The following is a 25,469-nucleotide window of genomic DNA, read 5'->3' as shown; positions in this document are numbered from 1 at the left end:
CGCGCTCAGCCCACCCGCGCCAGCTCCGGCACGCGCGTCACTTCGCGCCACGCATGTGGCGCAGCCAGCAGCGCCCGCACCAGACGGTTGTTCAGCGCGTGGCCCGCCTTGTAGCCCTCGTAGCGGCCCAGCAGGGGCGCGCCCAGGACATACAGGTCGCCGATGGCGTCCAGCGCCTTGTGACGCACGAACTCGCGTTCCATGCGCAAGCCGCCGGGGTTCAGGATCTCGTCGCCGTCGATGACCACGGCGTTCTCCAGCGAGCCGCCGCGCGCCAGACCCGCCTGACGCAGGGCCTCGACCTCATGGGCGAAGCCGAAGGTGCGAGCGGCCATGATGTCCTTGCGGAACGTCGGCTCGTCCACGACGAAGTCGATGATCTGGTTGCCGATCACGGCTGACGGGAAGTCGATCTCGAACCGCATCTCGTAACGGTCGCACGGCAGCAGGGCCGCGTGTTTGTCGCCCTCGGTGACGTGGACCGTCTCCAGGATCTCGATATAGCGTTGCGGCGTGGGCTGCGGACGGAAACCCGCCCGGTCCAGCAGTTGCACAAACTCCAGCGCCGACCCGTCCAGGATCGGCAGCTCCGGTCCGTCCACCTCGATCACGGCGTTCGACACGCCCAGCGCGGCGAAGGCGGCCATCAGATGCTCGATGGTCGACAGGCGAACGCCCGCGCTGTTCTCGATCATGGTGTTCAGGCGGGCGTCCACGACGGCCTCGCCCGACACCGGGATGCGGTTGTCGCGGTCAGTAATGTCGGTGCGCACGAAGACAATGCCCGTGCCCGAAGGCGCAGGCCGAACCGCCAGCCGCACGCGGCGGCCGGTATGCACCCCGACGCCGGCGATGATGGCCGGGGCGACGATGGTGTGTTCGTGATGGTCGTTTCTGACCGACAAACTCAAACTCGCTCTTGGTTCTGCGCGCCGCACCCTGTGCGGATTACGCCCTAGGTTTCATGTAGCGGGCATGCCGCAACTGCGAAATCAAAGTCCGGTTTCGGATTGTTTCGGTCTGGGACATATCCTGAAACGAAGAACGCCCCGGAGCCGGGCTCCGGGGCGTTCCATCGTCACTTGGGTTGTCTAGTTGGCCAGACGGCGGAGAAAGGATGGGATTTCCAGGTCGTCATCGGCCTGTCCCGCCTCCGGTTCCGATTGCTGCGCCGGTTGGACCGACCCACGCGCTTGATGCGTGGACTGGGGTGCATAGGAGGCCTCGTGTTGAGGCTGGGTGCGCTTGCCGCGACCGAACAGGCTCCAGCCGCTGCGACGGTGATCGCGGTCATCATAACCGTCGTCGGCCTGGGGCTGCGCGACAGGCGCGGCGCGTTCACGTTCGGCGTACAGGTCGCCCTGCGGCGCAACGCGAGGGGCCGGGGCGCGGGTCTCATATTCCTCGACCCACGGATCGACGATGGGGTCCAGCGGGCGCGGCTGCTGTTCGGCGACGCGGATCACCGGCTCGGGGCGCGGTTCCGGCTCGCGAGCGGCTGGGGCCTGAAAGGTCGGCACGACCGGCGCCGCCTCGATGCGGGGCTCGGGCGCACGCGGGGCTTCCGCACGGACCGGCTCGCGATAGCTATCCCGGGTCGGCTCCGGCGAACGCGACTGCTGCGTGCCGTACAGGCCGCCGGCCGAACGGCGGGCGTCATGACCGGCCAAAGGCGCGCTGGCGGCCGGTGGGGCGATGGGTTCGATACGCTTGATCTCGCCCTCGTCCATGCCGGTGGCGACGACGGAGACGCGGATCTTGCCATCCAGGGCCGGATCGAAGGCCGCGCCGAAGATGATGTTGGCGTCGCCGTCCACTTCCGCGCTGATGGCGTTGGCGGCCTCGTCGACTTCCAGCAGGGTCATGTCCAGACCGCCGGTGATGTTCACCAGCACAGCCTTGGCGCCCTTCAGCGAGGTCTCGTCCAGCAGCGGGTTGGCGATGGCGTTCTGGGCGGCCAGCAACGCGCGGTCGTCGCCCGAGGCCTCGCCCGTACCCATCATCGCCTTGCCCATCTCGGACATGACGGCGCGCACGTCGGCGAAGTCCAGGTTGATCAGGCCGGGCAGGATCATCAGGTCGGTGATCGAACGCACGCCCGAGTGCAGCACCTGGTCCGCCATGCCGAAGGCGTCGGCGAAGGTGGTGCGTTCGTTGGCGACGCGGAACAGGTTCTGGTTCGGAATGACGATCAGGGTGTCGACGTAGCGCTGCAGCTCGGCGACGCCCGCGTCGGCCAGGCGCATGCGGTGACGGCCTTCGAAGGTGAAGGGCTTGGTCACGACGCCGACGGTCAGGATGCCGCGATCACGCGCGCACTTGGCGATGACGGGCGCCGCACCGGTGCCGGTGCCGCCGCCCATGCCGCAAGTGATGAAGACCATATGCGCACCTTCCAGGTGCTGATGGATCTCGTCGGCGGATTCCTCGGCGGCGTTCATGCCGACTTCGGGATGGGCGCCCGCGCCCAGGCCCTGGGTGATGGTCTCGCCCAGTTGAATGCGGCGATCTGTCTTGGCGAAGCTGAGGTGCTGCGCGTCGGTATTGGCCACGACGAACTCGACCCCTTCGAGGCCGGCGTCGATCATATTGTTCACGGCGTTGCCGCCGGCGCCGCCGACGCCGAACACGACGATGCGGGGCTTCAGTTCAGTGTGTTGCGGCTTGACCAATGAGAGCGACATTTCTGTTTTCCGACCTGCTGACCCGCCCCTTCAAACCAACCGACCGCCCCGCCGAATCGCTTTGGTTATGAGCGCGTTAAGGATTGCGCCCATGAAGGTTAAGAGAAGGTTACGGCGATAATGTGAGTCGGCCCGAAGTGAAGCCCCTATATGGAAGCTGTGCAGCAGATTGCCGGAGAAACCCGCCGGCTTCATGACCCTGAAGGATTGGACGAGCCGAAATACTGGCGCTTGCCGATCATCGCTCGTTTTGGTTCATTGCGGCAAGATTTGGTCGGCGCACCATGCGATCGACAGTGGGGAAGCGTTCACAATGAAAATCAAGACAGTCGGGCTCTGTGCGGCGGCCCTGTTAATTTCGACGGCGAGCGGCGCCTACGCCCAAACGGCGGCGCCGGTTTCTGCGACCCAGGTCGCAGCGCCGACCGTGCAGCAGTTTGCAGCCTTCCCTCTGATGTCGAGCTTCACGGTCTCGCCTGACGGAAAACACATCGCAGCGGTTCAGGCGCGCGGCGAAGACAGGGTCATCCTGGTCTGGGACGCGGAAAATCTGGCCCGCAATCCGACCGTGATCGGATCTTCTCAGATGAAGATCCAGGGCGTGAATTTCGTGAAGAACGACGTATTGGGCGTGTCGCTGTGGCAGCCCTATGATGCGGCCGGTGGATCGGTGAAGACGTTCCTCGGCAAGTTCATGCTCACCGACCTTCAGGGGCAAAACTGGCGCGATCCGATCAATTCCTTCCGTCCGCGTTCCGATGACGAAGCGGAATTCCTGAAAACTCAAAGTCCTTCAGTCCTCGACCCGCTGCCGAACGATCCGGACAACATTCTGATCGAAATCAACGGCGACGTCTTGAAGCTGAATGTGCGTAGCAACCGCTCGGAGCGCATCCAGCGCTCCAGCGAGCGCGTAATCGGGTACGACACCGATTTGAATGGCGACCTGCGCGTGCGGAACATAGCCGACCGCGACGCGGAAGGCCTCTATATCGCAACCCAATTTCGCAATGCCAGCGGGTCCTGGGACGAGCACTTCCGCAGCCATGTAAAGAATCGGGAAGTCTTCTCGGTCGCCGGCTTCAGCACCGACCCGAACATCGCCTACGTAATTTCGAACCGTGGTCGCGACAAGGCAGCGGTGTTCGAATACAATATTGCGGCTCGCCAGCTTGGAGAAGCCGTCTTCGAACACCCCCTGTTTGAAGCGACCGGCATGAGCATCAATCGCATCAAGGGCCCGGATTTTGGCGAAGTCCGGTCATTCACCTACAATGGTCCGCGCGAAACCGAATTCCCGATCGCTGAAGGGTACGAAAGCCTGGTCGCCGGGCTCGAACAGGCGCTGCACGTCGAACGCCACCCGCTCCGCGTAACCGACACTGCGACGGGAACGGCGCGCACCATAGCCTATGCGACAGATCGCTACATGAACGTCACGGCCGCTTCTCAGGATTGGAGCACGGTCGTCGTCTGGGCTGGAGCGTCTAACGACCCGGGCGCGTATTCGATCTTCCGCAATGGTCAGTTGACCCCGTTGGGCCAGCCCTTCCCGCAGATCAACCCGGCGACCATCGGCAAGACGGAACTGGTCTATTACAAGGCGCGTGACGGCCTCGACATCCCGGCCTTCCTGAGCAAGCCGCCGGCGGAAACCTTCGGCGCAGGCCCCTACCCGACCGTGATCATGCCTCACGGCGGCCCTTGGGCCCGTGACGAGATGACCTGGGATTACTCGTCGTGGCGCGCCATGCTGACCTCGCGCGGCTATGCGGTGCTTCAACCGCAGTATCGCGGCTCGGACGGTTGGGGCAAACGCCTCTGGATCGCTGGCGACAACGAGTGGGGCCAGAAGATGCAGGACGACAAGGACGACGGCGTCAAATGGCTGATCGACCAGGGCGTCGCGCAGCAAGGGCGTGTCGCCATGTTCGGCTTCTCCTACGGCGGTTACGCCGCCATGGTCGCCGGCATCCGGCCCGAGGGCCTCTACAAGTGCGCCATCGCGGGAGCCGGCGTGTCGGATATGACCAAGATCCGATCCAGCATGTTCCAGAACCCCTATACGCGTGAAGCGCAGCGCGACACGGTCAATGGCCTAAACCCCATCACCCGCGCCAACCAGATCCAGATCCCGATGATGGTCTTCACCGGCGAACGCGACCGCACCGTGACCCAGGACCATTCGGACCTGTTCGTGGCTCGCGCACGCAGCAGCGGCCAGGATGTCCAGTATCATCTGATCAAGGACTACGCCCACGGCCCGGCCTGGACCCGTGCCATCATGGCGGAGCAACTCGGATATATCGACGACTATCTCCGCACCGGCTGTGGCGGTTCGGGTCTCTGAAGTCTGGGTTGACCTGACACAAAGCAAAAGGCCCGCCGGACGGCGGGCCTTTTTTCTTGGTTCAGATATAACGCTAGAGGTTGTCGCGCAGCCAACCCGCGACTCGTCCGACCACGTTGCCGCGGTGGATACGCGGCGCATCCGCAGCCGTGATCTGGCGCGCCATCAGCTTACGGGCCGACACGGCCTCGCGCGGACCGTAGGCGGCGCGGAGCAGGACGCCGGCGGTGGCGCAGAAGGCGGGGCCGGAGGCGGCGTCGGCCAAATGTGGCGCCCGTTGGGGTTTTCCGAGGCGGACGGGACGGTCGAAGACACGCACCGCCAGTTCGCGCACGCCGTTCAGCTGGCTGGCGCCGCCGGTCAGGACCAGGCCTGCGCCGGGTTCGAGGCCAACCCCGGCGTTCTTCAACCGATCGCGCAGCAGTTCGAGGGTTTCCTCGACGCGCGGGGCGATGACGGTCTTCAGCATGGCGCGCGGGACGATGACAGGGCCGGCCGAGGCGTCCTCGCCGCGCGGCGGGGCCTCCAGCATTTCGCGGTCTTCGTTGGCGCTGGCCATGGCCGAGCCGTGAAGGGTCTTGAGACGTTCGGCGCCGGCCTTGGAGGTCGAAAGGCCCCGCGCGATGTCCGAGGTGACGTGGTCGCCGCCGACGTTCAGGCTTTCGATATGCAGCAGGGAGCGCCCGCCCCATACGGCGGCGCTGGTCGAACCGCCGCCCATGTCGATGCAGACGGCGCCCAGGTCCATCTCGTCCTCTTCCAGCGCGGCGAGGGACGACACGACGGGCGCGGCGGCCACGCCCTGCAGATCGAGGTGCGCCAGCTCCAGGCAGTGGCTCAGGGTCGTGAAGACGTTCTCGGCCATGGAGACGACCAGCAGGTCCAGCCCCAGCGACCCGCCCCGCATGGCGCGCGGATCATGGACGCCGCGCGCACCGTCCACCGACCAGGCGATGGGCAGGACGTGGATCGGGCGGCGGTTGGGCAGGCGGATCTGCGCCAGGGCCATGCCGATGGCGCGCGCCAGATCGGCGTCCCCGACCGGATTGGCGCCCAGCGACACACGCGCCTGCACCCGGTGGCTGGCCATCTGGCCGATGGCGGTCGTGACGACGACACCGGAGACCGGGCTCTGAGCCGCGCGCTCGGCGCGTTCGACGGCGTGGCCGATAGCCTGGGCCGCCTCGTCCATGTTGATGATGGCCCCGCCCTTCACGCCCTTGGACTGGACATGGCTGGCGCCGGCGACGCGGATGGTGCGGTCGGCGTGACGCACGCCGTCGGGCTTCATGATGAAGCACGAGACCTTGGACTGGCCGATGTCCAGCGCGGCGATCACGGGCGCGCGACCGGCGCGAGGGTCCATGCCCCGACCCTGATCGTTCGCCGCTCCGCGTTGCTTGGTCATGATCTTGGCGTTCCTAGGCGTCGCCGGTGGGTCGCACGGCGACCTCGTCCGGGGTTCTGAGATCGACGCGGGCGAAGCCCAGGTCGAGCAGGCGTTCGCGCTGGTCCAGCGCATCGAGGCGGATCAGGGCCGCCTCCTGTTCGGTGGCGGGCAACTGAATCAGGCTGCCGTCCTTCAGACGCAGGTCCCAGCGGCGCTCGTCCACGCGCACCAGGGCGTCCACCATCCCCATCAGACGCGGACGCTGAGCCAGCAGCGGCAGGATTTCGCCCGCCGCCACATCGGCGCCCTTGCCCACGACCAGCGGCAGGGTCGGGTAACGGCGCGCATCGGCCCCGTCGATGACCTGACCGCGCGCGTCGATGACCTTGATCTGACCGGCCTCCTGCCAGACGGCGAGGCGGTCGTGTTCCTTGACCTCGACGATCAGGGTGTCGGGCAACAGGCGCACCACGCGCGCCTCCTTGACCCAGCCCACGCCCTGAACCCGCATGCGAATGGCGTCCAGATCCAGGCTGGTGATCGGCTGGCCGGAATACAGGCCCAGCGCCTGCTGGATGGCGGGCTCGGCCTCGGGCGAGGCGCCTGTGATGTGCACCCGCTTCAGCGTCAGCCCCATGCCGGCCGTCAGATTGTCCATCCCGTGCGAGACAGACGCGCCGATCCGCTCGGCGCGCGCACCCGTGGCCAGAACCCCGACCAGCAGCAGCGCGCCGGCGCCCAGGGCGATCACGGCGGTGCGGGGTGAAATATCGACACGGCCGATGGCGGCCATCTTGCCGGGAATGGCGGACGCGTTCTTGGCCCCGCCACGCGACCGACCTCCGCCCTTGGGAGCCGCGCCACGTTGGGGAGCCTGATTAGAACTCTGTCGCCGACCGCCGCGAACTACCGCGGGCATGAGGCGTCCTCCACCATCCACCGAACCAGATCGTCATAGCTCATCCCGGTGTAGGCCGCCTGCTCGGGCGCGAGCGAAGTCGGGGTCATGCCGGGCTGAGTATTGACCTCCAACAGGACCAGATCGTCCTTAACATCGTCATAACGGAAGTCGGATCGCGACACGCCCCGGCACCCCATGGCGACGTGCGCGGCCTCGGCCTGACGCATCGCGGCCTCGAACACGGCGGGCGGCAGGACAGCGGGCAGGACGTGCACAGACCCGCCCGGCGCATATTTGGCCTCGTAGTCGTAGAAGCCCTTGGTCGGGGTGATGTCGGTGACTGTCAGGGCGCGCGGCCCGGCCGGTTCGCCCAACACCGTGACGCACAGCTCCTTGCCGGCGATATAGGGTTCGACCACGACCTGTTCGCCATAGGTCCAGCCGGGCTCGCCAACCTCGGCGACGGGCCGATTGGCGCCCTCGCGCACCAGGAATACGCCCACGGACGACCCCTCTGCGTTCGGCTTGACCACATAGGGCGGTTCGATGACGTGACGGCTGGCGACCTCGTGGCGATCATACAGGCCGCCGCCCGGCACCTTGATGCCCGCCGCCCGCAAGACGGCCTTCGACTTGTCCTTGTCCATCGCCAGGGCCGAGGCCAGCACGCCGGAATGGCTATATGGAATCTTCAACGTCTCCAGCACGCCCTGGACGCAACCGTCCTCGCCCCAGGCGCCGTGCAGGCAGTTCAGCACCACATCGGGCTTGATCAGGCCGGACAACACATTGGCCAGATCGCGCCCGGCGTCCACGCGACTGACGCGCACGCCCTGCCGCTCCAGCGCCTGGGCGCACTGCTCGCCCGAGGAGAGCGAAACCTCCCGCTCGGCGGAAAGGCCGCCCATCAGGACGGCGACATGAAGGTCTTTGAAAGCGCGGGCCATGACGTCTCCGATTGCGGCCTACATGTTTAACAAGCCATCAACCTTCTCGCCCCCGCGATTGAAATTTTGTGGTTAGGTCGCGCGGCCGATCCGCTTGATCTCCCACTCCAACTGAATGCCGGTCTTGGCCAGCACATCGGCGCGCACCGCCTCGCCCAGACCCTCGATGTCGGCGGCTGTCGCCTCGCCGGGGTTGATCATGAAGTTGGAGTGCAGGTCGCTGAACATGGCGCCGCCGCCGGTCTCGGCGTGCAGCTTGCCGCGCCAGCCAGCCTCGTCGACCAGCTTCCACGACGAATGGCCGGGCGGGTTCTTGAAGGTGGAGCCGCCGGTCTTTTCGCGGATCGGCTGGGTGGTCTCACGGCGGCTGGTGATGTCGTTGATCCGGGCGGCGACGGCCTCGGGCGCGTCGGGCGTGCCGCGATACGTCGCCTCGATCCAGATGATGTCAGCCGGCGCTTGGCTATGGCGATAGGTGTAACCGAAATCCGCCAGGGCGTAATCGACCCGCTCGCCCTTGCGGTTCAGCCCCCATGCCGAGACCAGCACGTCCTTGGTCTCTGAACCATAGCAGCCGGCGTTCATGGTCAAGGCGCCGCCGATGGTGCCCGGAATGCCGGCATAGAATTCCAGCCCGGCGAGGCCCGCCTTGGCCGAAGCCTTGGCGACCATGGAATCCAGCGCGCCCGCGCCGGCCGTGATCGTATCGCCGTCCGTCGTGATCTGCGCCCACGGCCGCCCGGCCAGGCGGATCACCACCCCCTCGACCCCGCCGTCGCGCACAATGACGTTCGAGCCGACGCCCAGCACGGTCACGGGGACAGTCGGGTCAAACGCCTTCAGGAAATCCGCCAGATCGTCGGCGTCCGCCGGGATGAACAGGGCGTCGGCCGCGCCGCCCACCCGGAACCAGGTGTAGGGGCCGAGGGGTTCGTCGCGCAGCAGCTTGCCGCGCACGGCAGGAAGATCGTCACTCAGGGTCATGCGATGTCCGATAAAGGCGCCGCCGCCGAAGTCAAAGCGTAGACGAACAAGGCCGCTGGCCTGCCCCATCCTGCATCGCCTAGGGTCGCATCATGAAACCCGTTCAAGTGGTCAAGATTCTCGCCGTCTCGATGGTTCTGACGGCGGTCATGCTGATGGGCTGGATCGCGCTCGTCTACGCCGTAAACACCTATACTGCGATCGCCATCACCGCCGAAGAAGTCTTGAACCTGATTCTGGTCGGGTTCGTCGCCGTAATCGGCCTGCCCATCCTGCACGCCGCGACCTATCGATGGTTCTGGCACATCCGACGCAAGCAGGCGGCTGGCGAATTCCTGTTCGGCGAGGAGATGCCAGGCTTTGGTTCAGAGCCCACCCAGCCACCTCCACGGATCAAGTGGAGGGCGCGCCAGATCGCCGTCTACGCTCTCTTGTATCTGGTCGGAATGAGCTCGCTGATCGCCGCCTACGCCCCCTTGGGCCATCAGGAAGTACTGACGTCATTCCTTTGGCGATTCAGCGCAGGTCGGGCCTCTTTTTCCAGCCTGGTTCAACTGGTCATCGTCTTCTTGCCGATGGCGCTCTGTTTTGCCTGCCTCGTCCCATTGTTCGAAGCGGACCGGAAACGGCTTGCCGCCGGGGGCCTGAGTGAACAGGAGGTGCTCGGCATACGCGGGCGACAGGAGTGGCTGTCCTCCTTCGCCACCGCCTTTGTGATGGCTGGCTTTCTGGCCTTCATCGCGGGCAACATGATCCTCGCCCATCTCTGAGGCGCGGACAGTCAGCCGTTCAACGCCTCCAACTGCCCCGGCAGGGCATAGGCCCATGACGTGATGTCGCCGGCGCCCAGCAGCACGACCAGATCGCCCGCCTTGGCCTCGCCCGCGATCACGCCCGGCAGGGCCTCGACGCCGTCCAGCGCCTGAACCGAGCGATGGCCGAAGCGACGGACGCCCTCGACCAGAGCATGCTTGTCCACGCCCTCCAACGGCGTCTCGCCCGCCGCATAGACGTCGGCCACGACCACCGCGTCGGCGTCCGAGAAACAGGTCGAGAACTCTTCCATCAGGTCGCGCAGGCGGGTGTAACGGTGCGGCTGGACCACCGCGATGACGCGGCCGTCGCCCTCGGCGTTCTGCACCACCTGGCGCGCGGCCTTCAGGACGGCGGCGATCTCGACAGGGTGGTGGCCGTAATCGTCCACGATCCGCACGCCCCCGACCACGCCCGTGGTGGTGAAGCGGCGCTTGACCCCGCCGAAGCCGGCCAGGCCGGTCCTGATCGCCTCGTCGGCCACGTTCAGCTCGCGCGCCACGGCGATGGCGGCCAGGGCGTTTGCGATGTTGTGGCCCCCGGCCATGGGCAGATACAGGCCGTCGATCCGCGTCTCGTCGGCGTCCGCGCCCGCCCCGTGGAACACCACGTCGAACCGGCATCCGTCCGGCCCCATGTCGATGTTCTCGGCCCGCACCATCGCCTGCGGATTGACGCCATAGGTCACCAGCCGCCGGTTATCGATGGCCGCCACCAGCCGCTGCACCTCGGGGTGGTCCAGGCAGACGGCGGCGAAGCCGTAGAAGGGAATGTTCTCGACGAAATCCACGAACGCCTTCCGAACCCCGTCGAAGTCGCCGTAGTGGTCCAGATGCTCGGGATCGATGTTGGTCACGATGGCCGCCGTCGATTTCAGGCGCAGGAAGCTGCCGTCGCTCTCGTCCGCCTCGACGACGATCCAGTCGCCGTCGCCGACCTTGGCGTTGGTGCCATAGGCGTTGATGATGCCGCCGTTGACCACCGTCGGGTCCAGCCCGGCCGCGTCCAGCAGGGCAGCGACCATCGAGGTCGTCGTCGTCTTGCCATGCGTGCCGCCGACCGCGATGGAAAATTGCAACCGCATCAGCTCGGCCAGCATCTCGGCCCGGCGCACCAGGGGGATGCGGCGCTCGCGCGCCGTCTTCATCTCGGGGTTCTCGGCCTTGACTGCGGTCGAATAGACGACTGCTGAGACGCCCTCGCCCACATGGGCCGCGTCATGGCCGATAAAGATTCGGGCGCCCAGCTGTTCCAGGCGTTCGGTGTTGGCGCTGGCCTTGGCGTCCGAGCCCTGCACCGAATAGCCGATCTTCAGCATGATCTCGGCGATGCCGCTCATGCCGATGCCGCCGATGCCAACGAAATGGACGGGACCGAGGTCGAACGGGACGGGGCGAAGGCGTGCGATCATCGTCGCGTCATAGACTCCGCCTCGCCGCATGCGAAGGGCGCGCCGCATACGGAGCGAACTTTTCTGAGGGCGATCACCGCGCTGCCTGTGCGCGATCCCGCACAGAACCATCGCATCCCCGCAACGTTATGATGGTAACGCGCGCCGCACCCCTGTCGACGCCGCCGCCCCAAGGTTTCCAGATGGCCAAGACACCCACCTCCGCCGGTGCGTCCACGCTCGGCAATGCCGGCGAACTGCACCAGACCGCCTCGACGCCACAGACCCGCACCACGACCAATCACGGCGTGCCGATCAGCGACAATCAAAACTCGCTCAAAGCCGGCCCGCGCGGCTCGACCCTGCTGGAGGACTTCATCCTTCGCGAGAAGATCCAGCATTTCGACCATGAGCGCATCCCCGAGCGCATAGTCCATGCCCGCGGCTCGGCCGCCCACGGCTTCTTCGAACTGACCGACAGTCTGTCGGACTTCACCACCGCCAAGATCCTGACCGAGGTCGGCAAGAAGACCGAGCTCTTCACCCGCTTCTCGACCGTCGCCGGCGGCGCAGGCTCGGTGGATACGCCGCGCGACGTGCGCGGCTTTGCGGTCAAATTCTATACGACCGAGGGCAACTGGGATCTGGTCGGCAACAACATCCCCGTCTTCTTCATCCAGGACGCGATCAAGTTCCCCGACCTGATCCATTCGGTGAAGATGGAGGCCGACAAGGGCTATCCCCAGGCGGCCAGCGCCCACGACACCTTCTGGGACTTCATCGGCCTGATGCCCGAGAGCATGCACATGGTCATGTGGGCCATGTCGGATCGCGGCATCCCGCGCAGCCTGCGCATGATGGAAGGCTTCGGCGTCAACACCTTCCGCCTGCTGAACGCGGACGGCGAGGCGACCCTGGTCAAGTTCCACTGGCGGCCCAAGCTGGGGACGCAGTCCACCTGCTGGGATGAGGCGGTCAAGATCGCCGGCGCCGACCCCGACTATCACCGTCGCGACCTGTATGAGGCCATCGCCCAGGGCGACTTCCCCGAATGGGAGTTCGGCGTGCAGCTGTTCACCCAGGAACAGGCCGACGCCCTGCCCTTCGACATTCTCGACGCCACCAAGCTTGTGCCGGAAGAGGATTATCCGATCCGCGTGATCGGCCGCATGGTCCTGAACCGCAACCCCGACAACTTCTTCGCCGAGACGGAACAGGTCGCCTTCCTGCCGACCAACATTGTGCCGGGCATCGACTTCTCGGAGGACCCGCTGCTGCAGGGCCGGCTGTTCTCCTATCAGGACACCCAGCTGTCACGCCTGGGCACGGTGAACTTCCACCAGATTCCGATCAACCAGGCCAAGGGCTGCCCCTTCCAGAACTTCCAGCGCGACGGCCACATGCAGATGGCCGTGCCAAAGGGCCGCGCCAACTATGAACCCAACAGCCTGGCGCAGGCGGGCGAGGACGGCGGCCCGCGTGAAGATCCCAAGGGCGGCTTCCGCACTGCGGCCGTGCCGGTCGAGGGCGAGAAGGTCCGGCTGCGCGCCGAGACCTTCGCCGACCACTACAGCCAGGCGCGTCTGTTCTTCCGCTCCCAGACCGAGATCGAACAGGCCCATTTGGCCAGCGCTATCGTGTTCGAACTGTCCAAGGTCTCGCTGGCCCACGTCCGCGACCGCGTGCTGGCCAATCTCCAGAACGTGGACGACACCCTGGCTCAGCGGGTCGCCGACGGCCTGAACCTGCCCCTGCCCAAGGCGTCGGAACCGGCCGTCACACCAATCGACCTGGACGCCTCGCCTGCCCTGCGCATCGTCGGCAAATATCCCGACACCCTGAAGGGCCGAAAGGTCGCCATCCTGGTCGCCGACGGCTCGGACGGCGCGGTGATCGACGCCGTGCGTGCGACGGTCGAGGGCGACGGCGGCTCGGTCTTCATCGTCGCGCCCAAGATCGGCGGGGCCAAGCTGAAGGGCGGCAAGACCCTGGCTGCCGACGGACAACTGGCCGGCAGCCCATCGGTCCTGTTCGACGCCGTCGCCATCGTCCTGTCCGAGGACGGCTGCGCTCAGTTGCTGAAGGAAGGGGCCGCGGTCGATTTCGCCAAGGACGCCTTCGGCCACCTCAAGGCTATCGGTCACACGCCCGAGGCACAGTCCCTGCTGGACAAGGCGGGCGTCCAGCCGGACGCCGGCGTTATCGACCTGTCCAAGGACGCCGGGGCCTTCCTCGCCCCCGCCCGCACCCGCCAGTGGGATCGCGAGCCCAAGGTGCGCATGCTGGCCTGATCGCCCCACCTTTCGTCATCCCAGGCCCTGTGCCTGGGATGACGGGACCGGGCGGATTTCAACACTGCCTTAACCGTAAGGATTCACCATAGCGGTCTCATTGTTGCGAGACCGCGTTCCATGTCCGATCTGAAGACCGACGTCATTCACCGTGGCGACTGCATCGAAGTGCTGAAGAGCCTGCCCGACGCCTCGGTGGATATGGTCTTCGCCGACCCCCCCTATAATCTGCAGCTGGGCGGCCACCTGCTGCGTCCCGACAATTCCAAGGTCGACGCCGTCGATGACGACTGGGACAAGTTCGCCAGCTTCGCCGACTACGACGCCTTCACCCGCGCCTGGCTGGCGGAATGCCGCCGCGTGCTGAAGCCGGAGGGTTCAATCTGGGTGATCGGCTCCTATCACAACGTCTTCCGCCTGGGCTCGGCCATCCAGGACCTGGGCTTCTGGGTGCTGAACGACATCATCTGGCGCAAGTCCAACCCGATGCCGAACTTCAAGGGCACCCGGTTCACCAACGCCCACGAGACCCTGATCTGGGCCGCCAAGAGCCGCGATCAGAAGCGCTACACCTTCAACTACGATGCGATGAAGGCCTTCAACGAAGACACCCAGATGCGGTCGGACTGGACCTTCGCCCTGTGCACCGGAGAAGAGCGGATCAAGGACGCCGACGGCAAGAAGGCCCATCCGACGCAAAAGCCCGAGGCCCTGCTGCACCGCGTCCTGCTGTCGGCGACCCGTCCCGGCGACGTGATCCTGGACCCCTTCTTCGGCACCGGCACCACCGGCGCCGCCGCCAAGCGGCTGGGCCGCCATTACATCGGCATCGAGCGTGACGAGACCTATGCCGACGTCGCCGCGACCCGCATCGCCTCGGTCATCCCCGCCAGCGCCGACGATTTGATGGTCACGGGCTCCAAGCGCGCCGAGCCCAAGGTGCCCTTCGGCGCCCTGGTCGAGGCCGGCCTGCTGCATCCCGGCGACCGTCTTTACTGCCCCAAGGGCGAGCGCGAGGCCCGCGTCCGCGCCGATGGCTCGCTGGTGTCCGGCTCGCTCAGCGGCTCGATCCACAAGCTGGGCGCCCTGTTTGAAAACGCCCCCGCCTGCAACGGCTGGACCTATTGGCGCTTCAAGACCGACCAGGGCCTGAAATCCATCGACGCCCTGCGCTCCGAGGTTCGCGCCGCGATGTAGGCCGGTGCGACGCCGCGTCGCATCAGCCACATCAATCACTTAGCGGCGCGGACGAATCCGAAACGTACGAATCCGCACACTGACATTGGGTCAGCTTCGCTGTAACCCACCGAAACCTATGTGAAAATTCGCATCGAACCGTGGAACTTCGCAGTTGCGAGATCATTGTTGTCCACGGCCCCCGCCATTGCGGGGTCGGAGCACAACATCATGAAGATCGCGCAGGTCACCCCGCTTTACGAGGCCGTTCCTCCAAAGCTTTACGGCGGCACTGAACGCGTCGTCGCGCACCTGACCGACGCCTTGGTAGATCTGGGCCATGACGTCACCCTGTTCGCCAGCGCCGACGCCCAGACCAAGGCGCGCCTGGTTCCCGTTCGCGATCAGGCCATCCGCCTTGATCCCGCGCCGCTGAAATCCGACCTCGCCGCTCACCTGTCCATGCTGGGCGAGGTGATGGACCGCGCAGACGAGTTCGACGTGATCCACTTCCACACCGACATGATCCATTTCCCGCTGTTCCGGGAACTGGCGGACAAGACGATCACCACCCTGCACGGCCGCCTGGACATGAAGGACCTGCCCGGCGTCTACGCCCGCTGGAGCGAGTTCGGCCTGGTCTCCATCTCCGACGACCAGCGCAAGCCCCTGCATTTCGCCAACTGGAAGGCGACCGTCCATCACGGCATGCCCGGCGAACAGTATCTCTTTTCGCCCAGGTCTGAGGACTACCTCGCCTTCCTGGGCCGGATCTCGCCCGAGAAACGTCCCGACCGCGCCATCGAGATCGCCACGAAGCTTGGCAAGCGGCTGAAGATCGCCGCCAAGGTGGATGCCGCCGACAAACGCTATTGGGAGGAAATCATCCGCCCCATGGTCGAGGGCAATCCCCTGATCGAGTTCATCGGCGAGATCGGCGACCATCAGAAGTCCGCCTTCCTTGGCGGCGCCGACGCCCTGCTCTTCCCCATCGACTGGCCCGAACCCTTCGGCCTTGTGATGATCGAGGCCATGGCTTGCGGCACGCCCGTCGTCGCATTCCGCTGCGGCTCGACGCCCGAGATCATCGAGGACGGCGCAACCGGCTTCCTGGTCGATACGATGGAACAGGCTATCGCCGCCGCCGGCCGCGCCCACCTGCTGGACCGCGAGGCCGTTCGCGCCCGTTTCGACCTGCGGTTCTCGGCCACCGCCATGGCCCGCCGCTATCTGGACGTCTACGGCGACCTCCTGGCTCGCCGCCCCTTCGCCGAAGCGGCGCTGGACAATGTGGTCACTCCCTTACGCCCCCTTGAGGAAGACCGCAGCTTCGCCGCCATCGCCTAAGCGTCACAGCCGACGATTATCGAAGAAAAACAGGCGGCGGAGGTGAACCCTCCGACGCCTGCTTCATTTCATCACTCAAGCGGCCCCTCAGCGCCGCATTCGGGTGCGACACGTTCGGCCAAGGCCTCAAACGACGGGGAAGAGACCGCATGGACGACGCCTATTCCACCCAACTGACCGCCGGCGAATCGGTAGAGGCCTCCGGCCTTGAGCAGTTGATGGCGCTGAAGGACGGCGACACATTTTTGGTTGCGGACGGCTGGGGCGACATGAAGGGCGGCGCCGACGGCCTGTTTGCCGACGACACCCGCGTCCTGTCGCGCTGGGCCATGACGGTCGGCCTGCTGAAGCCGTCGCGACTGTCGTCGGGCGTCAGTCAGGACAACGTCTTCTTCTCCTGCCACACGACCAACCGCCCGCTGCCCCCGATGGGCGGCCGGTCCGCCCCTGCCGGCGTGCTGCATATCGAGCGGCGTCGCTTCCTGTGGGGCCGACGGATGTTCGAACGGATCCAGATGGTCAACCACGGCGTGGAGGACATCCTCCTGCCGCTGGCCTTCGACTTCGGCGCCGACTTCGCTGACATCTTCCAGGTGCGCGGCACGCCCAGGGCCAAGCGTGGCACGATCCATACCCCGACCACCGACGGTCGCCGCGTCACCTTCCGTTACACCGGTCTGGACGATGTCGATCGCTCCAGCTGCCTGGCCTTCTCCGAGCCGCCCGCCCGCCTGACGCACCAGAGGGCCGAGTTCATGTTCAGCCTGCCGAAGGGCCGGGCCATGGACCTGTTCATCGAATGCGGCGTCGATGCCTGCGAGACGCCGGACGCCGGCCGTTGGCGTCGAAACGCCGTCCAGGCGCGCTTGGCCATGCGCGCCAAACGCCGTCGCGGCGCCTCGGTGCGCGGCCCACGCAGCCCGCGGTTCAACGACTGGCTGGATCAGTCGAGGGCCGACATGGCCCTGTTGACCACCGACCTGCCGACCGGCCCCTATCCCTATGCAGGCACGCCCTGGTTCTCGACCCCGTTCGGGCGCGACGGCATCATCGCCGCCTGGCAGATGCTGTGGCTGGACCCGTCCCTGGCCAAGGGCGTCCTGACCTATCTGGCCTCACGCCAGGCGACCGAGACCTCGCTGTTCCAGGACAGCCAGCCCGGCAAGATCATGCACGAGACGCGCGGCGGCGAGATGAGCGCCCTGCACGAGGTGCCGTTCGGACTCTATTACGGCGGGGTCGACACCACCTGCTTGTTCATCGCCCTGGCGGGCGCCTACGCCAACCGCACCGGCGATCTGGACCTGATCCGCACGCTCTGGCCCAATCTGATCGCCGCCGCCGACTGGATGCGCGACTATGGCGACAGCAACAACGACGGCCTGATCGACTATCAGCGCGGCGCCGACACCGGCCTGTCGAACCAGGGCTGGAAGGACTCCGAAGACTCCATCTTCCACGCCGACGGCCGCTTCCCCAAGGGCCCGATCGCGCTGCTAGAAGTCCAAGGCTACGCCTTCGCCGCCTGGAAGGCACTGGCCGACCTGGGCGAGCGTCTGCACGACGACCGCACGACCGAATGGCGGATGCGCGCCGAACAGGTTCGCGCCCTGGTCGAGGACAAGTTCTGGATGGAGGACGAGGGCTTCTACGCTGTGGCCCTGGACGGCGACGGCGAGCAGTGCCGCGCCATCGCCTCCAACGCCGGCCATCTGCTGTTCACCGGACTGCCGTCACTGGAACGCGCGCGCCGCGTCACCAAACGCCTGCTGTCGGCCGAGTTCCGCACCGGCTGGGGCATCCGCACGCTTGAGCTGGGCCAGGCCCGCTTCAACCCGATGAGCTATCACAACGGCTCGGTCTGGCCCCACGACACCGCCATGGCCGCCGCAGGCATGGCCAACTATGGCGAGCGCGACGCCGTCGCCGCCATCCTGGCCGAAATCTACGCCGCCGCTGCCCACTTCCACCTACGCCTGCCCGAACTGTTCTGCGGCTTCCCCCGCGAGCCGGGCGAGCCGCCCATCGCCTATCCGGTCGCCTGCCTGCCCCAGGCCTGGGCGGCGGGATCGGTCTTCCTGATGCTTCAGGCCACGCTGGGCCTGTCCATCGACGCCTGGACCGAGACGGTCGATCTGGCCGACCCCGTCCTGCCCGCGGGCCTGGACCGCCTGAGGATCACTGGCCTGGAGGTCGGCGGCTCCGTCGTCGATCTGAACATCCAGCACGCCGGCGGCCGCGCCGTCGTCATCCCCAACCACAAACAAGGCAAGGTCGCGATCCGCACCCTGCGGTAAGCCTATGTGAAAAGGTCTGGCGCGCTCGCCCGATCCAGCGCCTTGGCGAACACCGTGGGCAGGGCCGCTCGCGCCGCCTCGACCGGCATCCAGCGCCAGGGGCCATCCTCCGCCTCGCCCCGCGCCGTCATCACCGTGAGGGTCAGGCTGAAGTGGGTGAAGACGTGCTCCACCGCCCCCGCCTCGCGCCAGTCGGCCTTGATCGGCGGCTCCCCCGTCGGCGCGTCCATCGCCCACTCACTGGTCGGCAGGCCCAGCATTCCGCCCAGCAGCCCCTTGTCCGGCCGCGTCTCCACCGCGACCCGCCCCTGATCGTCGACCAACACATAGGCTTTGCCCCGCCGGTGCGGTCGATCCGCCTTCTTGGTCTTGAGCGGAAACCGCGCCGGGTCGCCGCTGACCAGACCCAGGCATTCGCTCGCCACGGGACAAGCCCCGCACGACGGCGACTTGGGCCGGCACACCGTCGCGCCCAGGTCCATCAGCGCCTGCGCCCAGTCGCCCGGCCGCTCGTCTGTGATGAACAGGCCCGCCAAACGCCTCAGCTCGGGTCGGGCGGCCGGGACCGGCGTCTCGACCGCGAACAGTCGCGCCATGACCCGCTCGACATTGCCGTCCACCACATTGGCCGCCCGGTCGAAGGCGATGGAAGCCACGGCCGCGGCCGTATAGGCGCCCACCCCCGGCAGGACCAGCAGGGCGGCCTCCGTATCCGGGAACACCCCGCCATGCTCGCCCGCCACCGCCCGCGCACAGGCCAGCAGGTTGCGAGCGCGGGCGTAGTAGCCCAGCCCCGCCCAGGCCCCCATCACCTCCGCATCCTCGGCCGCCGCCAGGTCCGAGACCGTGGGCCACCGTGTGGTGAAGGCGTGGAAATAGGGCGTCGCATGCGGCACCGTCGTCTGCTGCAGCATGACCTCCGACAGCCAGACGCGGTAAGGTTTGGTCCGCGCCGCGCCCACGACCGCCCGCCAAGGCAGGCTCCTCGCATGGGCCTCATACCAGGCCAGCAGGTCGGATCGGATCAGGTCTATGTCGGGAGAGACGTCGGGCATCGGTCGGGCTATATAGACCCATGCGCCGCACGCTGCCCACAGACGCCGAGGTCCGGGAGATCCTGTCTCGCCGCCGCACCCGTCCGGTCCCCCGGCCGGCGCCGCGCGCGGGCAAGGCGCTGACGCCGCTGATCAAGAAGCTGGACGAGCAGTTCGGACGCGGCGCCGGCGCGCTGGAGCCCCGCTGGCGCGAGATCGTCGGCGACCGACTGGCCCGCGTCACCCGCCCCCAAAAACTGACCAAGGGCAAGGGCGGCCAGCCCGGCGTGCTGGAGCTGCGCGTCGCCGGCGCCGCCGCCCTGCTGATCCAGCATCAGTCGGAAGACATCCTGGCCCGCGTGAACCTGTTCCTCGGCGCCGGAACGGTCGATCGCCTGCGCATCGCCCAAGGGCCGGTGGCCCCGCTGAAAGAGGCCGCCTCGCGCCCCAAACGCAGCGCCAAGCCGCCGCCCCTGCCCGCCCAGGCCGAGGCCGATCTCGCCGCCTCCATCGCCTCCGCCCCCGACGATCTGCGCGCCGCCCTCGCCCGCCTGGGCCGCGTCGCGCTTTCGCGCACCGACAGGCAGGATTGACAAAACTTCGCCGCACCTGTTCTCGACAAGTCTGGGGTGTCGTCGTTCCAGGGGAATCGCGCCACCATTCGCCAACGATCCGATCAAGGAAGTCCCATGGCCGACACTGAATCCCGCTTCGTCCGCATGAGCCGTCGTGCGGCCATCACCGGCGCCGCCCTGGCGACCATGGCTCTGGCCGCGTGCGGCGGCGGATCCAAGGGCGCGGCCGAGGGCGACATGGGTCTGGGCGCGCCGGAAGGCGCCAAGGTCACCGTGGTCGAATACGCCTCGGTCACCTGCCCCCACTGCGCGCAGTGGCAGAAGAACACCTGGCCCGCCTTCAAGGCCAAATATGTGGACACCAACAAGGTGCGCTACGTCTTCCGCGAACTGCCGACCCCGCCGGTCGACGCCGCCACCGCAGGCTTCCTGATCGCTCGCTGCGCCGGCCCGGACAAGTATTTCGACGTCGTCCACCAGTTGATGGCGACCCAGCAAGAGATGCTGACCTCGTCGCCGCGCGAGTGGCTGCTGCGCACCGCCCAGGCCGCCGGAATGTCCGAGCAGCAGTTCAACGACTGCGTCACCGACAAGGACGCCGTCGCCGCCATGGAGAAGCGCGTCCAAGCCGCCCGCACCCAGGGCGTGACCGGCACCCCGGCCTTCTACGTCAACGACACCCAGGTCATCTCGCCGGGCGGCGAAGGCGCAAGCCTGACCGACCTGTCCACCGCCATCGACGCAGCCCTGGCCAAGTAAGATGATGCGACGCGTCTTCCTCGCCCTGTCATTCGCCGCAGCCTTGACTGCGGCGCCGGCCTTCGCCGCCGATGCGCCCCCGCCCGTCACGGCCCAGGACCATGTCCTGGGTCGCGCGGATGCGCCGGTGACGGTGATCGAATACGCGTCCTTCACCTGTTCGCACTGCGCGGATTTCCACAACACCGTGCTGCCGGCGTTCAAGGCCAAATATATCGACACCGGCAAGGTCCGGCTGGTTCACCGCAACCTGCCGACCCAGCCCGCCAATGTCGCCGCCGCCGCCGCCGCGGTGGCCCTGTGCGCTGCGCCGGAACGCTACTTCGACGTGGCGGCGGTCTTCATGCGAGACCAGGCCAATCTGCGCACCACGGGGCCTCAGCCCTGGTTCGCGGCCGGCATCGCCGCCAGCGGCAAGACGCGCGAGCAGATCGAGACCTGCCTGCAAGGCCCGACCATCCGTGCTGAACTGGACGCCCAGATCACGGGCGCCAATGCGGCCGGCGTCACCGGCACGCCCACCTTCTTCGTCAACGGAACCGCAGTGACCGACCATTCGCTGGACGCCCTGTCGGCCGCCATCGACCCTCTGCTGCGCCGGTAGTCCGCCAGGGCGATGCAGTTCCAGCGCCTCCGGCTCGTCGGCTTCAAGTCGTTCGTCGACCCGGCGGAGGTGCATATCGAATCCGGCCTGACCGGCGTGGTCGGCCCCAACGGCTGCGGCAAGTCCAATGTCCTTGAGGGCCTGCGCTGGGTCATGGGGGCCAACTCGGCCAAGGCCATGCGCGGCCAGGGCATGGACGACGTCATCTTCTCCGGCGCCGCCGGCCGACCGCCGCGCAGCCACGCCGAAGTCAGCCTGACCATCGACAACGCGCAACGCCGCGCACCCCAGCCCTTTACCGACAGTCCGGTGCTGGAGGTGTCGCGCCGCATCGACCGGGGCCAGGGCTCGACCTATCGCATCAACGGCAAGGAGGTCCGGGCGCGTGACGTGCAACTGCTGTTCGCCGACGCCTCGACCGGCGCAAACTCCCCCGCCCTGGTGCGGCAGGGCCAGATCAGCGAGCTGATCGCCGCCAAACCCCAGAACCGCCGCCGCATCCTGGAAGAGGCGGGCGGGGTCGCCGGTCTGCATACCCGCCGCCACGAAGCCGAGCTGCGACTCAAGGCGGCGGAGACCAATCTGGACAGGCTGGACGACATCGGCCGCGAGCTGGAAACGGCGCTGAACCGGCTGAAGCGTGAGGCGCGCCAGGCCGAGAAATACAAGAAGATCAGCGCCGAGATCCGCGCCCTTCAGGCCGCGCTGCTGTTCGTCCGCTGGAACGACGCCCGGTTGGCCGCCGAGGCCGCCGCCGAGGAGTTGCGCGCCGCCGATCGTGCTGTGGCCGAGACGACGACCGCCGCCGCCGCCGCACAGACTGCTGCGCTGGCCGCCCAAGAGGCGTTGAAGCCGGCGCGCGAGGAGGACGCCGTCGCCTCGGCCCTGCTGCACCGCGCCAGCCTGGAGCGCGACCGGCTCGACATAGCCGAACAGGCGGCCCGCGCCGAGGTCGACCGACTGAAGGCCGAGGCCGGCCGCATCGCCGCCGACGTCGAGCGTGAAACCAACATGGCCGCCGACGCCCAGCGCGAACTGGACCGGCTGGACCACGAACTGACGAAGCTGAAGGCCGAGATCGCCGCCGCCCCCGAACGCGGCCCCGAACTGGACAAGGCGCTGGCCGCCGCCGAGGACGCCCGCAAGGCCGCCGACGGCGAGGTCGAACGCTTGGCCGGGATGCTCGCCGCCGTCGAGGCCCGCGCCAACGCCGAGACGGCGCGCAAGCGTGACGCCGAGACACGGCTGGCGCGCGTCACCGGCCAGCACGACCAGGCCAGGCGCGAACGCGAGGCCCTGGGTCCGCTGGAAACACCCGAGCTGGAGACCGCTCGCCAGGCGCTGGAAACCGCCCAGGCCGAGCTGACCGCCGCCCGCGAGTCCGTCGAGGCGGCCGAGGCGACACGCGGCGACCTGGCCCGCACCGAACAGGAGGCCCGCACCGCCGCCCGCGCGGCCGAGGACCGGCTGGGCCGGCTGCAGACCGAGGCGCGCGGCCTGGCCCAGCTGCTGGTCACCGGCAAGCGCGATCATCCGCCGGCATTGGACAAGGTGCGCGCCGACAAGGGTTACGAGGCCGCCCTCGCCGCCGCCCTGGGCGACGATCTGGACGCGGCGCTGGACGCCCGCGCCGCCGCCTACTGGGGCGGGGCGGACGCGCCCTCGCCGTCTTGGCCCGCCGGCGTCACGCCCCTGTCCGACCATGTGCAGGCGCCGGATCAACTGACCGCCCGCCTCGCCCTGTGCGGCGTTGCGGCCAGGGCCGACGCGGCCCGGCTGGCTCAAGACTTGCCGACCGGCGCACGCCTGGTGACGGTCGAGGGCGACCTCTATCGCTGGGATGGGTTCGTCAGCCGCGCCGAGGCGCCCCGCCCCGCCGCCGTCCGCCTGGGCCAGCGCACACGCCTGGCCGAGCTGGAGGCCGAGATCGACAAGGGCAGACCCGCCCTGGAGCAGGCCCAGGCCGCCCAGAAAGCCTCCACCGACGCCTTCCGCGCCGCCGAGGATTCGGTCAAGACCGCCCGCCTGGCTCCCTTCGCCGCCGACAAGGCCGTGACCGGCGCCCGCGACCGCGTCGAGACCTTGGCCCGCGACCAGGCCCGCCGCGAAGCCCGCGCCCAGGCCCTGGACGACACCGTGGCCCGCCTCGCCGCCGAGGTGGCCGAAGCTCAAGCCGCACTGGACGCCGCCCAGACCACGGAGGCTCCATCGGAGACCCTGTCTGGCCTGCGCGACGACCTGACCGCCGCCCGCGCCGCCGCCGACACGGCCCGCCTCGCCGCCCAGACCGCCCGCTCGGACCGCGACGCCGAGGCCCGCGACCGCCAAGGCCGTGAACAGCGGTTGGGCAGCCTGACCCGCGCCCGCGACGGCTGGATCACGCGGTCCAGGGACAGCGCCGCCCGCGTCGCCGCCCTGGGTAAGGACGCGGACAAGACCACCGCCCAGCTGAAACAGGCCGAGATCGCGCCCCAGGGCTTCGCCGAACAACGCGGCAAGCTGCTCGACACCCTGACCGCCGCCGAACAGCGCAAACAGGCCTCGTCCGACGCCATGGCCGAGGCCGAGACCGAGGCGACCGACGCCGACCGCGCCTCACGCGCCGCCGAGACCGCCGCCAGCCAGGCCCGCGAGGCCCGCGCCGGCCTGTCCGCCCGCACCGAGGCCGCCGCCGAGAAGCTGACCGAGGCCGAGACCACCCTGCGCGAGACCGCCCAGATGTCACCCGACGACCTGGGCCGTAAGCTGACCGACGACGCCATCGCCCGCCCGCCCGACGCGGCCGGGGCCGAGAGCCTGCTGTACGGGCTGGAGCGCGAGCGCGAGGCCCTGGGCGCCGTCAACCTCCGCGCCGAGGACGAGGCCGTCGAATACGGCGACCGGCTGAACAGCATGAAGTCGGAACGGATCGACCTGACCCAGGCGATCGCCAAGCTGCGCGACGGCATCGACGAGTTGAACGCCGAGGGGCGCGAGCGGCTGGTGGCGGCCTTTGACGTCATCAACGCCAACTTCAAGACCCTGTTCGAGGCCCTGTTCGGCGGCGGCCAGGCCGAGCTGAAACTGGTCGAGAGCGACGACCCGCTGGAAGCCGGGCTCGAAATCTACGCCTGCCCGCCCGGCAAGCGGCTGTCGGTCATGAGCCTGATGAGCGGCGGCGAGCAGGCCCTGACGGCGGCGGCCCTGATCTTCGGCGTCTTCCTGGCCAACCCCGCCCCCGTCTGCGTGCTGGACGAGGTGGACGCCCCGCTGGACGACGCCAACGTGGACCGCTTTTGCCGCATGCTGCACGAGATGCGCAGCCGCACCGACACCCGCTTCATCGTCATCACCCACAACCCCGTGACCATGAGCCGCATGGACCGCCTCTACGGCGTCACCATGCCCGAACGCGGCATGAGCCAGTTGGTCAGCGTGGACCTGCACCAGGCGGAGACCCTGGTCGCATGATCGCCCTGCTCCTGGCCCTGATCGATCCCCAACTGGTCGAGACCGGCGTCGGCCGGTTCGCCATCTACGCCGACGTCGCCTCCATCGAACGCACGGGCGACCTGGCCCAGATGCGCGAGCTTCAGGTGACGGAGGCGGGGTTCAAGGTCGGGGACGTGACCTATGTCGGGGGCTGGTCGCGATGGGCCTTCGACTGCCGGGCGAAGACGGCGGACCGACTGGACTTTGCATCCTTGAAGTCCGACGGAACCGAAGGCCCGGCGACGGCCGATCCGGCATCGGCATACGCCGCCGCGCCCGGCGGGGATGCGGCGGAGCTGCTGGCCATCGCCTGCGCGGCCGAGCGGCCCGCCGAGACCTTGTCGCTGGACGAAGCGATCAGGCGAGGACAGGCGGCTCTGGCGGATTAGCGACAACAGCTCTCCCTCCCCGCTCCGGGGAGGGTCGTCGCGCAGCGACGGGGTGGGGGCGGCCCGG

19 protein-coding genes are annotated in these 25,469 nt (G+C 67.8%); 11 read left to right on the top strand and 8 right to left on the bottom strand.

What is annotated here, in order from left to right; all coding sequences use genetic code 11:
- Positions 1 to 5 precede the first annotated feature (5 nt).
- Both lpxC and ftsZ read right to left on the bottom strand, forming a co-directional pair.
- The gene (gene lpxC / locus AC3ISA_RS10930; RefSeq protein ID WP_489177908.1) at positions 6 to 905 is read right to left on the bottom strand and encodes a UDP-3-O-acyl-N-acetylglucosamine deacetylase; all 900 of its coding nucleotides are present in this window, start codon (positions 903 to 905) and stop codon (positions 6 to 8) included.
- Between the two features lie 186 nt (positions 906 to 1,091).
- Positions 1,092 to 2,684, bottom strand: coding sequence for a cell division protein FtsZ (gene ftsZ, locus AC3ISA_RS10925; protein WP_489177907.1), 1,593 nt, complete (start codon positions 2,682 to 2,684; stop codon positions 1,092 to 1,094).
- Positions 2,685 to 2,877: 193 nt separating this feature from the next.
- Here ftsZ and AC3ISA_RS10920 point away from each other — a divergent pair, with 193 nt between their 5' ends.
- Complete coding sequence (locus AC3ISA_RS10920; RefSeq protein ID WP_489177906.1) at positions 2,878 to 5,034, top strand: alpha/beta hydrolase family protein; 2,157 nt, start codon at positions 2,878 to 2,880, stop codon at positions 5,032 to 5,034.
- 73 nt (positions 5,035 to 5,107) lie between these two features.
- Here AC3ISA_RS10920 and ftsA read toward each other — a convergent pair whose 3' ends face one another.
- The 4 genes from ftsA to murB all read right to left on the bottom strand — a co-directional run bounded on the left by ftsA (position 5,108) and on the right by murB (position 9,256).
- Entirely contained in the window at positions 5,108 to 6,442 is a 1,335-nt protein-coding gene (gene ftsA, locus AC3ISA_RS10915) for a cell division protein FtsA (RefSeq protein WP_372693183.1), read from the bottom strand.
- Positions 6,443 to 6,455: 13 nt separating this feature from the next.
- Positions 6,456 to 7,343 carry a cell division protein FtsQ/DivIB gene (locus AC3ISA_RS10910; protein ID WP_489177905.1) on the bottom strand — a complete coding sequence of 296 codons (888 nt, stop codon included), beginning with the start codon at positions 7,341 to 7,343 and terminating at the stop codon, positions 6,456 to 6,458.
- The gene (locus tag AC3ISA_RS10905) at positions 7,331 to 8,272 is read right to left on the bottom strand and encodes a D-alanine--D-alanine ligase (RefSeq protein ID WP_489177904.1); all 942 of its coding nucleotides are present in this window, start codon (positions 8,270 to 8,272) and stop codon (positions 7,331 to 7,333) included. Before AC3ISA_RS10905 ends, AC3ISA_RS10910 begins: the two co-directional genes overlap by 13 nt.
- A 72-nt stretch (positions 8,273 to 8,344) precedes the next feature.
- The gene (gene murB / locus AC3ISA_RS10900) at positions 8,345 to 9,256 is read right to left on the bottom strand and encodes a UDP-N-acetylmuramate dehydrogenase (protein WP_489177903.1); all 912 of its coding nucleotides are present in this window, start codon (positions 9,254 to 9,256) and stop codon (positions 8,345 to 8,347) included.
- A 92-nt stretch (positions 9,257 to 9,348) separates the two neighbouring features.
- Between murB and AC3ISA_RS10895 the strand changes: the two genes are divergently transcribed.
- Positions 9,349 to 10,026, top strand: a complete 678-nt coding sequence (locus AC3ISA_RS10895) for a hypothetical protein (protein ID WP_489177902.1) — start codon at positions 9,349 to 9,351, stop codon at positions 10,024 to 10,026.
- 11 nt (positions 10,027 to 10,037) lie between these two features.
- On the opposite strand, the gene murC is transcribed toward AC3ISA_RS10895, so the two are convergent.
- Complete coding sequence (gene murC / locus AC3ISA_RS10890; RefSeq protein WP_489177901.1) at positions 10,038 to 11,480, bottom strand: UDP-N-acetylmuramate--L-alanine ligase; 1,443 nt, start codon at positions 11,478 to 11,480, stop codon at positions 10,038 to 10,040.
- A 182-nt stretch (positions 11,481 to 11,662) separates the two neighbouring features.
- Here murC and AC3ISA_RS10885 point away from each other — a divergent pair, with 182 nt between their 5' ends.
- The 4 genes from AC3ISA_RS10885 (at position 11,663) to AC3ISA_RS10870 (ending at position 18,570) form a co-directional block, all read left to right on the top strand.
- Positions 11,663 to 13,750: a catalase gene (locus AC3ISA_RS10885; RefSeq protein ID WP_489177900.1), complete on the top strand. Its 2,088-nt coding sequence runs from the start codon at positions 11,663 to 11,665 to the stop codon at positions 13,748 to 13,750.
- Positions 13,751 to 13,870: 120 nt separating this feature from the next.
- Positions 13,871 to 14,947: a site-specific DNA-methyltransferase gene (locus AC3ISA_RS10880; RefSeq protein WP_372693190.1), complete on the top strand. Its 1,077-nt coding sequence runs from the start codon at positions 13,871 to 13,873 to the stop codon at positions 14,945 to 14,947.
- A 210-nt stretch (positions 14,948 to 15,157) separates the two neighbouring features.
- Positions 15,158 to 16,273 (top strand): glycosyltransferase family 4 protein, encoded by a 1,116-nt coding sequence (locus tag AC3ISA_RS10875; protein WP_489180098.1) that lies wholly within the window; start codon positions 15,158 to 15,160, stop codon positions 16,271 to 16,273.
- 149 nt (positions 16,274 to 16,422) lie between these two features.
- Entirely contained in the window at positions 16,423 to 18,570 is a 2,148-nt protein-coding gene (locus tag AC3ISA_RS10870) for an amylo-alpha-1,6-glucosidase (RefSeq protein WP_489177899.1), read from the top strand.
- 2 nt (positions 18,571 to 18,572) lie between these two features.
- Here AC3ISA_RS10870 and mutY read toward each other — a convergent pair whose 3' ends face one another.
- On the bottom strand, positions 18,573 to 19,625 hold the full coding sequence (gene mutY / locus AC3ISA_RS10865; protein WP_489177898.1) for an A/G-specific adenine glycosylase: 1,053 nt from the start codon (positions 19,623 to 19,625) through the stop codon (positions 18,573 to 18,575).
- 20 nt (positions 19,626 to 19,645) lie between these two features.
- Here mutY and AC3ISA_RS10860 point away from each other — a divergent pair, with 20 nt between their 5' ends.
- The 5 genes from AC3ISA_RS10860 (at position 19,646) to AC3ISA_RS10840 (ending at position 25,402) form a co-directional block, all read left to right on the top strand.
- Positions 19,646 to 20,197: a DUF721 domain-containing protein gene (locus tag AC3ISA_RS10860; RefSeq protein ID WP_159849652.1), complete on the top strand. Its 552-nt coding sequence runs from the start codon at positions 19,646 to 19,648 to the stop codon at positions 20,195 to 20,197.
- A 96-nt stretch (positions 20,198 to 20,293) separates the two neighbouring features.
- A complete protein-coding gene (locus tag AC3ISA_RS10855) occupies positions 20,294 to 20,938 on the top strand; it encodes a DsbA family protein (RefSeq protein WP_489177897.1) in 645 nt (214 codons plus the stop codon).
- 1 nt (position 20,939) lies between these two features.
- Positions 20,940 to 21,542: a thioredoxin domain-containing protein gene (locus AC3ISA_RS10850; RefSeq protein ID WP_489177896.1), complete on the top strand. Its 603-nt coding sequence runs from the start codon at positions 20,940 to 20,942 to the stop codon at positions 21,540 to 21,542.
- 12 nt (positions 21,543 to 21,554) lie between these two features.
- On the top strand, positions 21,555 to 24,992 hold the full coding sequence (gene smc / locus AC3ISA_RS10845) for a chromosome segregation protein SMC (RefSeq protein WP_489177895.1): 3,438 nt from the start codon (positions 21,555 to 21,557) through the stop codon (positions 24,990 to 24,992).
- The gene (locus tag AC3ISA_RS10840) at positions 24,989 to 25,402 is read left to right on the top strand and encodes a surface-adhesin E family protein (protein WP_489177894.1); all 414 of its coding nucleotides are present in this window, start codon (positions 24,989 to 24,991) and stop codon (positions 25,400 to 25,402) included. The genes smc and AC3ISA_RS10840 overlap by 4 nt, the downstream gene beginning before the upstream one ends.
- Positions 25,403 to 25,469: the final 67 nt, after the last annotated feature.

Source organism: Brevundimonas sp. KH_058 (genome assembly GCF_057838505.1).
The sequence above is the reverse complement of the archived record's forward strand: the minus strand, read 5'-3'. Positions and strand labels throughout refer to the sequence as shown.